The 13,193-nt window shown below is 63.7% G+C and carries 13 protein-coding genes; 7 read left to right on the top strand and 6 right to left on the bottom strand.

The window, feature by feature from the left end; translation table 11 throughout:
- Nucleotides 1-34 precede the first annotated feature (34 nt).
- Nucleotides 35-2,122 (bottom strand): excinuclease ABC subunit UvrB, encoded by a 2,088-nt coding sequence (gene uvrB / locus RO07_RS09310; RefSeq protein WP_039410096.1) that lies wholly within the window; start codon nucleotides 2,120-2,122, stop codon nucleotides 35-37.
- A gap of 294 nt (nucleotides 2,123-2,416) precedes the next feature.
- Here uvrB and RO07_RS09305 point away from each other — a divergent pair, with 294 nt between their 5' ends.
- Together RO07_RS09305 and RO07_RS09300 are read left to right on the top strand one after the other, a co-directional pair.
- Nucleotides 2,417-3,616, top strand: a complete 1,200-nt coding sequence (locus RO07_RS09305; RefSeq protein ID WP_039410092.1) for an amino acid aminotransferase — start codon at nucleotides 2,417-2,419, stop codon at nucleotides 3,614-3,616.
- A gap of 225 nt (nucleotides 3,617-3,841) precedes the next feature.
- The gene (locus RO07_RS09300) at nucleotides 3,842-5,083 is read left to right on the top strand and encodes a polyhydroxyalkanoate depolymerase (protein WP_052267156.1); all 1,242 of its coding nucleotides are present in this window, start codon (nucleotides 3,842-3,844) and stop codon (nucleotides 5,081-5,083) included.
- A gap of 138 nt (nucleotides 5,084-5,221) precedes the next feature.
- Here RO07_RS09300 and RO07_RS09295 read toward each other — a convergent pair whose 3' ends face one another.
- The gene (locus RO07_RS09295; RefSeq protein WP_039410090.1) at nucleotides 5,222-5,860 is read right to left on the bottom strand and encodes a TetR family transcriptional regulator; all 639 of its coding nucleotides are present in this window, start codon (nucleotides 5,858-5,860) and stop codon (nucleotides 5,222-5,224) included.
- 104 nt (nucleotides 5,861-5,964) lie between these two features.
- On the opposite strand from RO07_RS09295, the gene rsxB reads away from it, so the two are divergent.
- Both rsxB and nth read left to right on the top strand, forming a co-directional pair.
- On the top strand, nucleotides 5,965-6,828 hold the full coding sequence (gene rsxB / locus RO07_RS09290; RefSeq protein WP_052267155.1) for an electron transport complex subunit RsxB: 864 nt from the start codon (nucleotides 5,965-5,967) through the stop codon (nucleotides 6,826-6,828).
- 68 nt (nucleotides 6,829-6,896) lie between these two features.
- Nucleotides 6,897-7,541 (top strand): endonuclease III, encoded by a 645-nt coding sequence (gene nth, locus RO07_RS09285; RefSeq protein ID WP_039410088.1) that lies wholly within the window; start codon nucleotides 6,897-6,899, stop codon nucleotides 7,539-7,541.
- A gap of 124 nt (nucleotides 7,542-7,665) precedes the next feature.
- Here nth and RO07_RS09280 read toward each other — a convergent pair whose 3' ends face one another.
- Together RO07_RS09280 and RO07_RS09275 are read right to left on the bottom strand one after the other, a co-directional pair.
- Nucleotides 7,666-8,259 (bottom strand): malonic semialdehyde reductase, encoded by a 594-nt coding sequence (locus tag RO07_RS09280; protein ID WP_039410086.1) that lies wholly within the window; start codon nucleotides 8,257-8,259, stop codon nucleotides 7,666-7,668.
- 91 nt (nucleotides 8,260-8,350) lie between these two features.
- A complete protein-coding gene (locus RO07_RS09275; RefSeq protein WP_084072533.1) occupies nucleotides 8,351-9,283 on the bottom strand; it encodes a DMT family transporter in 933 nt (310 codons plus the stop codon).
- Nucleotides 9,284-9,421: 138 nt separating this feature from the next.
- Between RO07_RS09275 and RO07_RS09270 the strand changes: the two genes are divergently transcribed.
- The gene (locus tag RO07_RS09270) at nucleotides 9,422-9,853 is read left to right on the top strand and encodes a DUF1841 family protein (RefSeq protein ID WP_039410083.1); all 432 of its coding nucleotides are present in this window, start codon (nucleotides 9,422-9,424) and stop codon (nucleotides 9,851-9,853) included.
- 135 nt (nucleotides 9,854-9,988) lie between these two features.
- Here the strand turns inward: RO07_RS09270 and RO07_RS09265 are convergent, their stop codons facing one another.
- Nucleotides 9,989-10,411: a c-type cytochrome gene (locus RO07_RS09265; RefSeq protein ID WP_237171412.1), complete on the bottom strand. Its 423-nt coding sequence runs from the start codon at nucleotides 10,409-10,411 to the stop codon at nucleotides 9,989-9,991.
- Nucleotides 10,412-10,438: 27 nt separating this feature from the next.
- Nucleotides 10,439-10,795 carry a c-type cytochrome gene (locus tag RO07_RS09260; RefSeq protein WP_039410080.1) on the bottom strand — a complete coding sequence of 119 codons (357 nt, stop codon included), beginning with the start codon at nucleotides 10,793-10,795 and terminating at the stop codon, nucleotides 10,439-10,441.
- A 281-nt stretch (nucleotides 10,796-11,076) separates the two neighbouring features.
- Between RO07_RS09260 and RO07_RS09255 the strand changes: the two genes are divergently transcribed.
- Nucleotides 11,077-11,919, top strand: a complete 843-nt coding sequence (locus tag RO07_RS09255; RefSeq protein WP_052267154.1) for an AAA family ATPase — start codon at nucleotides 11,077-11,079, stop codon at nucleotides 11,917-11,919.
- A gap of 13 nt (nucleotides 11,920-11,932) precedes the next feature.
- A complete protein-coding gene (locus tag RO07_RS09250) occupies nucleotides 11,933-13,108 on the top strand; it encodes a vWA domain-containing protein (protein ID WP_039410074.1) in 1,176 nt (391 codons plus the stop codon).
- Nucleotides 13,109-13,193 lie beyond the last annotated feature (85 nt).

The following is a 13,193-nucleotide window of genomic DNA, read 5'->3' as shown; positions in this document are numbered from 1 at the left end:
CCCTTCGCGACGTTCTCCGTGTGCTGCGCGCGGCTCAAGCCTTCGGCCCCAATTCAGCCTCGCTCGCGCCGTCCGTCCCGAACACCAGCGCCTTCACGTGCAGCAACTGGTCGCGCACCTTCGCCGCCTTTTCGAATTCGAGGTTGCGCGCGTGCTCCTGCATCTGCTTCTCGAGCTTCTTGATCTCGCGCGCCAACTGCTTTTCCGACATGTCCTGATAGTGCGCCTGCTCCTTGGCTTCGGCGAGTTCGGCCTTGGCGTCCTGCGGATCGTACACACCGTCGATGATGTCCTTGATGCGCTTTTTCACCCCCTGCGGCACGATGCCATGCGCCTCGTTGTGCGCCAGTTGCTTGGCCCGACGACGCTCCGTCTCGCCAATGGCTCGCGTCATGGAGTCGGTCATCCTGTCCGCATACAGAATGGCGGTGCCGTTCACGTTACGCGCCGCGCGTCCGATCGTCTGAATCAGCGAGCGCTCCGCACGCAGGAAACCTTCCTTGTCGGCGTCCAGAATCGCGACGAGCGACACTTCCGGAATGTCCAACCCTTCGCGCAACAGGTTGATGCCGACCAGTACGTCGAACGCGCCGAGCCGCAGATCACGGATGATCTCGACCCGCTCCACCGTGTCGATGTCGCTGTGCAGATAGCGGACCTTCACGCCGTTGTCGGACAGGTATTCGGTCAGCTGTTCGGCCATGCGCTTCGTGAGCGTCGTAACCAGCACACGCTCCTCGACGGCCACGCGCTTGTTGATCTCGGAGAGCACATCGTCGACCTGGGTACGCGCGGGCCGTACGATGATGATCGGATCGATCAGCCCGGTCGGACGCACCACCTGCTCCACCACCTGCCCCGTACGCTGCTTTTCGTAGTCGGCCGGCGTCGCGGACACGAAGATCGCCTGACGCATCTTGCGTTCATATTCGGCAAACTTGAGCGGACGGTTGTCCAGCGCCGACGGCAGACGGAAGCCGTAGTTGACGAGGTTCTCCTTGCGCGCCCGGTCGCCGTTGTACATGCCGTTGAGCTGACCGATGAGCACGTGCGATTCGTCGAGGAACATCAGGGCGTCGGGCGGCAGATAGTCGACGAGGGTCGGCGGCGGCTCGCCGGGCGCGGCGCCGGACAAATGCCGCGAGTAGTTCTCGATGCCTTTGCAGAAACCCAGTTCCTGCAACATTTCGAGATCGAAGCGCGTGCGCTGTTCGAGCCGTTGCGCCTCGACGAGCTTGCCTTCCTTGTAGAAGAAATCGAGTCGCTCGCGCAGTTCTTCCTTGATCGTCTCGATGGCGCGCAGCACGGTGTCGCGCGGCGTCACGTAATGCGAGGACGGATAGACGGTAAAGCGCGGCACCTTCTGTCGCACGCGCCCCGTGAGCGGATCGAACAGTTGCAGCGTGTCGACCTCGTCGTCGAACAACTCGACGCGCAGCGCCAGTTCGGCGTGTTCCGCGGGGAAGATGTCGATGGTGTCGCCACGCACGCGGAACGTGCCGCGTCCGAAATCGGTTTCGTTGCGGGTGTACTGCATGGCGATCAGCCGCGCGATGATCTCGCGCTGGCCCATCTTGTCGCCCTGACGCACCGTCAGAATCATCTGGTGGTATTCGTTCGGGTTGCCGATACCGTAGATGGCCGAGACGGTCGCCACGATCACGACGTCGCGCCGCTCCAGCAGGCTCTTCGTGGCCGACAGGCGCATCTGCTCGATGTGCTCGTTGACCGACGAGTCCTTCTCGATGAAGAGATCGCGCTGCGGCACGTACGCTTCGGGCTGGTAGTAGTCGTAGTACGAGACGAAGTACTCGACGGCGTTACGCGGAAAGAACTCGCGGAACTCGGAGTACAACTGGGCGGCCAGCGTCTTGTTAGGCGCGAACACGATGGCCGGACGGCCCAGCCGCGCGATGACGTTGGCCATCGTGAAGGTCTTGCCCGAGCCCGTCACGCCGAGCAGCGTCTGAAACGCCAGACCGTCCTCGACGCCTTCGACCAACTGGTCGATCGCCGCGGGCTGGTCGCCGGCGGGCGGAAACGGGCAGTAGAGCTGATAGGGCGAATCCGGGAACGTCAGGAACTTGCTTTCGTCGAGATCGTTGTCAGCCGCAGGGGTCATGGCGGGGGCGCGAGCATGAGGGACGGAATCCAGCATTCTAGCGCGTCGGATCATTCCCTGACGCCGATGGGTGACAGCGGCGGGACTGGCCGGCGGCAGCGGTTTTTCCGACTTCTCGCCAATTTCTGGCATTGCTTGGCAGTTTTCGTGCCGAAATGCCATCAATTCGCACATTCGCGCCACGCATTCACCACAAGCGCGGTCAATCTTCGCTAAAATGTGCCGTTGGGCCGATCCTGCGCATGTTGCGGCCGACCCGCTGCATTTTCCTACTACCTGCCTCGAGCCGTCGAAATGACTCTCTTCTCCGCTGTCGAACTCGCCCCGCGCGACCCTATCCTTGGTCTGAACGAAGCCTACAACGCCGATCCCCGCACCAACAAGGTGAATCTGGGCGTGGGCGTGTATTTCAACGCGGAAGGCAAACTGCCCCTGCTCAAGGCCGTCAAGGCAGCGGAAGAACAACGCGTGGCTGCCGGTCTGCCGCGCGGCTATCTGCCGATCGAAGGCATCGCCGCCTATGACAAGGCCGTCCAGGAAATGCTGTTCGGCAAGGAATCGCCCGTGCTGGCCGAAGGCCGCGTGATCACCGCCCAGGCCCTCGGCGGCACCGGTGCGCTGAAAATCGGCGCCGACTTCCTCAAGCAACTGACGCCCAACGCCAACGTCGCCATCAGCGACCCGAGCTGGGAAAACCACCGCGCCCTGTTCACGCAAGCCGGTTTCAACGTCATTTCGTACCCGTACTACGATGCCGCGACCCATGGCGTGAACCTGAAGGGCATGCTCGAGCGACTCGGCGCAGAACCGGAAGGTACGATCGTCGTGCTGCACGCCTGCTGCCACAATCCGACCGGCGTCGACCTGACGATGGACCAGTGGGCGCAAGTCGTGGAAATCGTGAAGGCCCGCAAGCTGGTGCCGTTCCTCGACATCGCCTACCAGGGCTTCGGCGACGGCATCGACGCCGATGCCGCCGTGGTGCGCCTGTTCGCCGCCGCCGGCCTCAACTTCTTCGTGTCGAGCTCGTTCTCGAAGTCGTTCTCGCTGTATGGCGAGCGTGTCGGCGCGCTGTCGATCGTCACGGCCAACAAGGACGAGTCGGCCCGCGTGCTCTCGCAGCTCAAGCGCGTGATTCGCACGAATTATTCGAACCCGCCGACGCACGGCGGCTCGGTCGTCGCCGCCGTCCTGGGCAACGCCGAACTGCGCGCCCTGTGGGAAGAGGAGCTGGCGGAAATGCGCGAGCGCATCCGCGACATGCGTCTGAAGCTGGTCGAGAAACTGCGCGCCGAGGGCGTGGATCGCGACTTCTCGTTCGTGATCAAGCAGCGCGGCATGTTCTCGTACTCGGGCCTCACCGCCGATCAGGTCGAGCGTCTGCGCGAAGAGTTCGGCATTTACGCTGTCAGCACGGGCCGCATCTGCGTGGCCGCGCTCAACGACAAGAATATCGACACCGTGGTCAAGGCCATCGCCGCAGTGCTGAAGTAATCGCCGTCTGCATGCACGATGCGCAATGAGGAAGCCCGCCCTGCCGGCGGGCTTTTTTTGACCTTCGATTTGTTGCAATGCAACAACGATAGTTAATAACAATCGCTGGAATATGCTCAGACTATGGCTCTGATGCGGAAATGCCATATATCAGGGTTATGCTGCGTTGCACAGCCGTGATAAACGGTTGCATAATTCCTCATCCTCCGCCTCAGGGCACACAACATGCTGTATCAGATTCATGAGTACAACCGCGCGTGGCTGAATCCTCTCACCACGTGGGCAAAGGCCGCGGCGACGACTTTCGTCAATCCCGGCAGCCTGCTTGCCATGATGCCCGGAGCGCCGCGCATCGCCGCCGGATACGAACTGCTCTACCGGCTCGGCAAAGACTACGAAAAGCCCGAATTCGATATCAAGGCAGTCGAGGTCGACGGTCATAACATCCCGGTCGTGGAAATGACGGCGATGGAAAAGCCGTTCTGCCGCCTGCTGCGCTTCAAGCGTTATGCCGACGACGCCAGCGCCGTCGGTCAGCTCAAGGACGATCCGGTGGTGCTCGTCGTGGCGCCGCTCTCGGGACATCACGCCACGCTGCTGCGCGACACGGTCAAGACGCTGCTCAAGGACCATAAGGTCTACATCACGGACTGGGTCGATGCGCGCATGGTGCCGCTCGAGGCCGGTGCGTTCCATCTGGACGACTACGTCGCCTACATCCAGGAGTTCATTCGCCATATCGGCGCGGAAAACCTGCATGTGATCTCGGTATGTCAGCCGACCGTGCCGGTGCTCGGCGCAATCTCGCTCATGGCATCGAACGGCGAAACCACGCCCAGGACGATGACGATGATGGGCGGCCCGATCGACGCACGCAAGAGCCCGACCTCGGTCAATTCGCTCGCCACGAACAAGTCCTACGAGTGGTTCGAGAATCACGTGATCCATCCGGTGCCGGCCAACTATCCCGGCGCAGGTCGCCTGGTCTATCCCGGCTTTCTGCAGCACGCGGGCTTCGTCGCGATGAACCCGGACCGCCACCTGAAGTCGCATTGGGACTTCTATCTCGATCTGATGCGCGGCGACAACGACGACGCCGAAGCGCACCGCCGCTTCTATGACGAGTACAACGCGGTGCTCGACATGGCCGCCGAGTACTATCTCGACACGATCAAGACCGTGTTCCAGGACTTCAGCCTCGCGCGCGGGACCTGGGACGTGGCCGGCCAGCGCGTACGTCCGCAGGACATCAAGACGACCGCGCTCTTCACCATCGAAGGCGAACTGGACGACATCTCCGGCAGCGGTCAAACGCAAGCCGCCCACGAACTTTGCACGGGCATTCCGGCGAAGCGGCGCTCGCATTTCACTGCGCCGTCGTGCGGCCACTACGGCATCTTCTCGGGCAGCCGCTGGCGTAACGTGATCTATCCGCAGATCCGCGACTTCATCGCCAAACACGGTTGATCGGCAGTCGCTCTTGCCGTCTCCCGTGGCAAAACCGCCGCGAAGGCCTCAGCCCTCGCGGCGGTTTTGTTTTGGGCTCACGCAGCCATCGTATGGCGGCCATGCCTCGCGGTCAGTGGGGAAAGCCGGTCCGGCGGATCATCGCGTGCGCAGAGAATCCAGCAGCATCTGGGTATTGAATTCGGCGTACGACTTGCGCACGTCTTCCTTCGCATACTCGCAGTTCATCACGATGGCGAGCGTGTGGCGATTGGACATCACGTAGTAGCCCATCGCGGAGATCGTCACATAGAGGGAAATCGCATCGACGCCCTGGCGGATCTCGCCGCTGGCCTGACCGCGTGCGAGCGTTTCCTTGAGCAGATCGACGATCGGCGAGACCTGCTGGGGGATCTCGCTCGACTTCTTCATCGACTCGGCGCCATGCAGATTTTCGTTGTTGATGAGGCGGATGAGTTCCGGATGCTCGGCGTAGTAGTCCCAGACGAAGCGGGCCAGTTCGGCAATCGCCTGCAGCGGAGGAAGCGCGTCGAGCTTGAGCGCGTGCTCCGCGCGGTTGAATGCGCCGTACACTTCTTCGAGCACCGCCAGATAGAGCCCGTCCTTGGAACCGAAGTAGTAATACAGCATGCGTTCGTTGACCTCGGCACGGCGCGCGATACTATCGACGCGCGCACCGCTCGAACCGAGTTCCGCGAACTCGTCCGTCGCCGCATCGAGAATGCGCTGGCGGGTGCGTTCGGGGTCGCGTTTGATCTTCGATGCTGATGGGGTCATGGTCGGCCAGTCGTTCTCAACGGGCGGAATTATGGCACATCGGTTTCAGTGTTTTCATAAAATGAAGGATAATTCGAATTTCCGCTGAATCCCCCACAAAAGTCGTGTCCGAAGTCAGCGCGCTCGCGCAGCGCATCGATGCCTTATTGCCCCAGACGCAGTGCACCAAATGCGGTTATGCCGGCTGTCGTCCCTACGCCGACGCGATCGCGAGCGGGCAGGCCAGCTACAACCAATGCCCGCCGGGCGGTGCGCAAGGTGTGGCGCGTCTGGCCGGACTGCTCGGGCGCCCGATCATTCCGCTCAATCCCGAGAACGGCGTGGAACGGCCGCGACCGCGCGCCGTCATCGACGAATCGCTGTGCATCGGCTGCACGCTCTGCCTGCAGGCCTGTCCGGTCGATGCGATCGTCGGCGCCGCCAAGCTCATGCACACGGTGATAGAGGACCGCTGTACGGGGTGCGATCTTTGCGTACCCCCCTGCCCCGTCGACTGCATCGACATGGTGCCGGTCACGGGCGAGCGCACAGGCTGGGACGCCTGGACGCAGACGCAGGCCGACGAAGCGCGCGTGCACTACGAAGCGCACCTGGCTCGCCTGGCCAAGGACAAGGCCGAGCGCGAAGCCCGTCTGGCTGCCCGCGCCGCGCGCGTAGCGCCTGCGGCAGGCCCCGCTCCGGCCGGTGGCGAGACGCCTACCGAGGCCGACGCCGTGAAGACGGCCGGCAGCGCGACCGACGTAGCGACGCCGACGCCCGCCGCGCCACCGGCGGACGATGCCGCAGCAGCGGCGGCGCGCAAGCAGGCCATCATCCAGGCTGCGCTCGAACGGGCGCGTCAGAAGAAGGCCGCGCTGGCCGCCGAAGGTCTGGGTCCGAAGAACACGGAGAACGTGTCTGCCGACGTGCAGGCACAGATCGACGAAGCGGAGGCGCGACGCAAACGGCTCGGCCTGACCAAGCCGTAGTCGTCGCACTCGCGCCATCGCCGAAAAACAGAATCGCTTCAAGACACCCATCCCACGCGCCACACGCCATGAACGACGCCAAACGCCGTGCCCTGTTCGAGACGCTGCAACAACTCAACCCGAATCCGACGACCGAGCTCGAGTACACGTCGTCATTCGAGTTGCTGATCTCCGTGCTGCTCTCGGCGCAGGCGACCGACGTCTCGGTCAACAAAGCCACGCGCAAGCTTTACGCGGTGGCCAATACGCCGGCGAAAATGCTCGCGCTGGGCGAAGCCGGCGTGTCCGATTACATCAAGACGATCGGCCTGTACCGCACGAAGGCGAAGAACGTGATTGCCACGTGCGAGTTGCTGCTCGCCCGGCATGGCGGTGAAGTTCCGCGCTCGCGCGAAGCCCTCGAAGCGCTGCCGGGCGTCGGCCGCAAGACAGCGAATGTCGTGCTCAACACGGCGTTCGGCGAGGACACGATTGCGGTCGACACGCATATCTTCCGTGTCGCGAACCGCACGGGGCTCGCCCCTGGCAAGGACCCGCTCGCGGTGGAACTGGCGCTGGAGCGCGTTACCCCGCCCGAATTCAGACACGACGCGCACCACTGGCTGATCCTGCACGGCCGCTACGTGTGCAAGGCGCGCAAGCCCGAATGTTGGCATTGCGCCATCGAGCCGCTCTGCGACTTCCGTCCCAAGACGCCCGCGCCCAAAGCCTGAGGCGCCCCACCAGAGTCGCCGCCAACCAGCGGCGGAAACGACAACGGGCGGCCCCGACATCGGGACCGCCCGTTTGTTTTGCGTCCGCGCGCGGGCGCAGGCTGCGCCCGGCGGCGAATGCGAATCAGATGATGCGCGCGGCTTCGTCGAACGACAGACGCGGATTGCGCGGGAACAGCTTGGCGTGGTCGCCATAGCCCAGGTTGCAGATGAAGTTCACACGCCATTCGGTACCGGCGAAGAAGGTGTCGTTGACCTTCTGCGCATCGAAACCGGCCATCGGACCGCAGTCGAGGCCCAGTGCGCGAGCGGCAAGAATAAAGTAGCCGCCCTGCAGCGAGCTGTTCATGTGCGCGGCACCGGCGGCCTTGGCGGCATCGCCCGAGAACATCGGCACCATCCGTTCCGCGCCATTCGGGAACAGCCTGGGCAGGTGCTCGTAGAACTTCAGGTCGTAAGCGACGATCGCGGTCACCGGCGCGGTGCGGGTCTTCTCGACGTTGCCCGGCGCCATGCATTCGAGCAGCCTGGCCTTCGCTTGCGCGCTCTTCACGAACACGATGCGGGCCGGCGTGGTGTTGGCCGACGTCGGGCCCCACTTCATCAGTTCGTACAGTTCGCGCAACGTCTCGTCGCTCACCGGCTTGTCGAGCCACTCGTTGTGGGTACGGGCCTCGGTGAAGAGTTGGGCGATGGCTTCTTTGGCGACGGTGCTCATGAACAATGACCTCGAGTGATGTATGGAAAACGATGGCCGATTGTACCGTCGCCGCAAGGCATGCGCTGACGTCGGAAATTTCCCTGCCGGATCAGGCAGTTGCCGCAGCACCCCGTGCCGACAGCCAGAGCACGCCGGCCAGGATCAGCGCGCCGCCGCCGAGTTGCGCCGCGCTTAGCGTTTCACCCAGCAGCATGGCCGCAAGGAGCACCGTCACCACCGGCTCCAGCGTCGAGAGCATGGAGGCCCGGCCGGCGCCAAGGCGCTGCAGGCCGGCGAAGAACGTGAGGATGGCGATGACCGTCGAGCAGACGGCGATCGCCGTGAGCGCCGCCCAGCCGCCCGCACCGGCCGGCCAATGCAGCACCAGCCCCTGCATGGCGCGCACCCCCGCCATTGCCCCGAAAGAGAGCGTAGCCGCCAGACAGACGAGCGTTGCCGTCGCCCGGGCGTCGACGCCCCGCGTGAGCCGTGCGCCGATGACGATATAGCCCGAGTAGATCAGCGCCGAAGCCACCGCCAGCGTCATGCCCAGCGGCTGCCCTTGCCCACCGCCCACCGTCAGCGCGGTGCCGAGCGAACAAAGCACGAGTGCGCCGAGTTTCACCGGCGTAAGACGTTCATGCAGAAAGATCGCCGCCAATATCGTCACGAAGACCGGGTACAGGTAGAGCAGCAGCGCCACGAGCGATGCCTGCGCATATTGCAGCGCCCCGAAAAAGCACAGCGACTGGCCGACGTACCCGATGCCGCCCATCAGCGCGATGCCCAGCGTCTGGCGCCGCGACGGGAACCGCACGCGCCGCACCCGGCACCAGACCAGCAGCAACACGCTGGCTACGAAGAAGCGGAACAGCAGCATCGCAAACAGATCGGCCCCGGACGCCACGGCCGCCCGCGCGAAGATCGCCATTGCCCCGAACGCCGAGGCCGACACGGCGATCAGCACCACGCCCGTCCATGTCGACGGTGGGGGCGCCGGAGGCAAGACGGGGGCGACGGAGGCGCGTGGGCTCTGCGACATGATTGGGAAAATTGAGCGACAATACGGCGTGTTTTATAGGCGTTACCGGCCAGATCGCCGTTGGACGCTGGTGCGATCCGCCATTGTAGCCACGGCGCGGCGCGCCGCAAGATGCCTCACAGAAACCACGGAGTCCCCATGTTCAATCCGAGCCGCGACGAAGTCCGGCAATTTTTCTGCACGACCTGGCAAAAGCAACGCAGCGGCAGCATTCTCACCCCGCTCGAGACGATGGCGGCCGACTGGATTCAGGAACATCCGGAGTATCACGACGCCCTCGCCGACACCGAGGACGCCAGCGCGCGCGACTACACGCCCGAGGCCGGGCAGACCAACCCGTTCCTGCATCTGTCGATGCATCTGGCGATCAGCGAGCAGGTCTCCATCGATCAGCCGCCGGGTATTCGCGCCGCCTACGAAAAACTGACCCAGCGCCTCGATTCGCCGCACGAGGCGCAGCATCGCATCATGGAATGCCTCGGCCAGACGCTGTGGGAAGCGCAGCGCAGCGGCCAGCCGCCAGACTCCGACGCGTATCTGCAACGCATCGAGCAACAAGCCTCACGCTGACCCGCCTCGGAGCGATCCCGGCCTTCGCCGGGCAAAGACAGAGGCAATGCAAAACGACGGTCGCTCCACGAGCGGCCGTCGTCGCTTATACCGCCCCCGGCCCCGCTCCGCGCCGAGGCCCGCGGGACGCGCGCCTTACTTCTTCGTCACGAGATCGCCGGGCAGCGACTCGATATAGGCAGAGATGTCCTTGAGTTCCTGCGACGTGAACGGACGCGGCTTGCCGTCCTTGCCGAGCGTCGCCGGGTTGGACATGACCTGCGTCTTCATGATCGCGTTGCTGCGGCCATACACGAGGCTGTGCTCGTTCTGATAGGCGCGCAGCGCGTTGTAGACGTAATCCGCATACTGACCGGCCAGCTTCGGATACTCCGGCGAGATCGGTGCGTTCAGGTTGGCGCCGTGGCAGCTCGCGCACATGCCCTTGTCGACGAGGGCCTTGCCGTTGGCGATATTGCCTGCGGCGCCGACGGCACCGCTCCAGCCGGCGAGCATGGCGCCGAGCGCCAGGGATGCCGCCGCGGCGGCTTTCGTCATCGCATACATCGAATGCTTCATCGTGTTCTCTCCTCAGCCACACACGTTTTATTTCTGGGGATTGACCGGCGTCGACGACGTCTGCGCCGCGTAATAGGCGGCGATGTCGACGATGTCCTGCTCGGTCAACGTGGCTGCGATGCCGTGCATCGTCTGGAACTTGCGATCGCCCTTGGCATACTCCTTCAGGGCGTTCTCGATGTACTTCGCATTCTGTCCGCCGATCCGGGGCACGTGATACACCTCCGGAAACGCGGTGCGATAGTCGGGAATGCCGTGGCAGCCAATGCACATGGCTACCTTGTCCTTTGCCGCCTCTGCGTTGGGCTTGAGTTCGGCCGCATGAAGCGCAGTGAACGACGTGCTGCCGAGCGCCAGCGCCATCATCGTGAGGAACTTTTTCATGGTCTTCTTGGGAACGTTTTTGGTTGGAATACCGGTCCGCAACACGCAGGCCGACGTCCCGACTCCAAGGCCGCCGACCTGTGAAAAAAGCAATCGATTGTAACCCACACCCTCCCGGGCGCAAACTCGGGGCTGACCCGCACAGTTCTCCGAAGTTTTTTCGCAAGCCCTTGATGCAAAGGCGCATTTTCGCGACGCGAGCGAGCCGTATGCGCAATGTCTTATACTGAACTTTTTCCCTGCCCGGCCGCCCGGCCGGCGGTTTGCGGACGGCACAGACAATGCGCTTCGAAGGCTCTTCCCAGTACGTCGCCACCGACGATCTCAAGCTCGCCGTGAATGCGGCGGCCACCCTGCAGCGCCCCTTGCTCATCAAGGGCGAACCCGGCACCGGCAAGACCATGCTCGCCGAGGAGGTCGCCGCCGCGCTCGGCATGCCGCTGCTGCAGTGGCACGTGAAGTCGACGACCAAGGCGCAGCAAGGTCTGTACGAGTACGATGCCGTCTCGCGCCTGCGCGACTCGCAACTGGGCGACGAGCGCGTGCGCGACATCGCCAACTACATCGTCAAGGGCGTGCTCTGGCAGGCCTTCGAGGCCGACCAACCCACGGTGCTGCTCATCGACGAAATCGACAAGGCCGACATCGAGTTTCCGAACGACCTGTTACGCGAGCTCGACCGCATGGAGTTCTACGTCTACGAGACGCGCCAGCTCGTCAAGGCGCGCCACCGGCCGCTCGTGATCATCACGTCGAACAATGAGAAGGAACTGCCCGACGCCTTCCTGCGCCGCTGCTTCTTCCACTACATCAAGTTCCCCGATCCGGCGACGATGCAGTCGATCATCGACGTGCACTTCCCGAACATCCGCCACGAACTGGTGAACGCCGCGATGGCGACCTTCTTCGAAGTGCGCGAGATCCCCGGGCTCAAGAAGAAGCCGTCGACCTCGGAGCTGATCGACTGGCTCAAGCTGCTCATGGCCGAAGAGATCGGCCCCGAAGCGCTGCGCAGCCCCGACAACAAGCTGGCGATTCCGCCGCTGGCGGGCGCCTTGCTCAAGAACGAGCAGGACATGCACCTGTTCGAGCGCATCGTCTTCATGAATCGCGCCAACCGGTAGGCGCGCCACCGTCATGCTGATCGACTTCTTCTACACCCTGCGCGCGGCGAAGCTGCCGGTCTCGGTCAAGGAATACCTGACGCTGCTCGAAGCGCTGCAGCGTCAGGTCATCGCACCCTCGCTCGACGAGTTCTACTACCTCGCGCGGCTCTCGCTCGTGAAGGACGAAAAGCACTACGACAAGTTCGATCAGGCGTTCGGCGCCTATTTCAAGGGTGTGCAGCAGATCGTCGACGCTTCGGGAGAAGTGCCGCTCGACTGGCTCGAGAAGCGCATGCAGCGCGAGCTCTCCCCGGAGGACAAGGCGCGCATCGAGGCGCTTGGCGGTCTCGACAAGCTCATGGAGCGGCTCAAGGCGTTGTTCGAGGAGCAGAAAGGCCGGCACGAAGGCGGCAACAAGTGGATCGGCACGGGCGGCACGTCGCCATTCGGCAACGGCGGCTTCAACCCCGAAGGCATCCGCATCGGCGGCGAGAGCAACGGCAATCGCACGGCGGTGAAGGTGTGGGACAAACGCACGTATCGCGATTACGACGACACGATCGAGCTCGGCACGCGCAACATCAAGGTCGCGCTGCGGCGGCTGCGCAAGTTCGCACGCGAGGGCGCCGCCGAAGAGCTCGATCTGGACGACACCATCCGCTCGACGGCGGCCAACGCCGGCTGGCTCGATCTGAAGCTGGTGCCGGAGCGGCACAACAACGTCAAGGTGCTGATGCTGCTCGACGTGGGCGGCTCGATGGACGACCACATCGCGCGTACCGAGGAGCTGTTCTCGGCGGCAAAGTCCGAATTCAAGCACCTCGAGTTCTACTATTTCCACAACTGCGTCTACGACTACCTGTGGCGACAGAACCGACGCCGCCACAACGAGCGCTTCGACACGTGGGACGTGCTGCGGAAATATCCGGCCGACTACAAGCTGATCTTCGTCGGCGACGCCACGATGAGCCCCTATGAAGTGCTGCAGCCCGGCGGCTCCGTGGAGTACAACAACAAGGAAGCCGGCGCCGTGTGGCTGCGCCGCTTCATCGACCGGTTCCCGCATCACGCCTGGCTCAATCCCGAACCGGAAGCGATCTGGCAATATCGGCAATCGATTTCCGTGATTCGTCAGCTATTCGCCAACCGCATGTATCCGGTCACGCTCGCCGGCCTCGAATCGGCCATGCGCGTGCTAAGCAAGTAAGTCCGGCCGGCGGCCCGTGCGAAGCGACGCATCTCGGCATATGGCGACACCTCGGGTCGCGTCGCGGGACATCGCGGCACGTGGA

The sequence above is a fragment of the Pandoraea pulmonicola genome (assembly GCF_000815105.2).
In the GTDB taxonomy this organism is placed as follows: Bacteria; Pseudomonadota; Gammaproteobacteria; order Burkholderiales; family Burkholderiaceae; genus Pandoraea; species Pandoraea pulmonicola.
The sequence above is the reverse complement of the archived record's forward strand: the minus strand, read 5'-3'. Positions and strand labels throughout refer to the sequence as shown.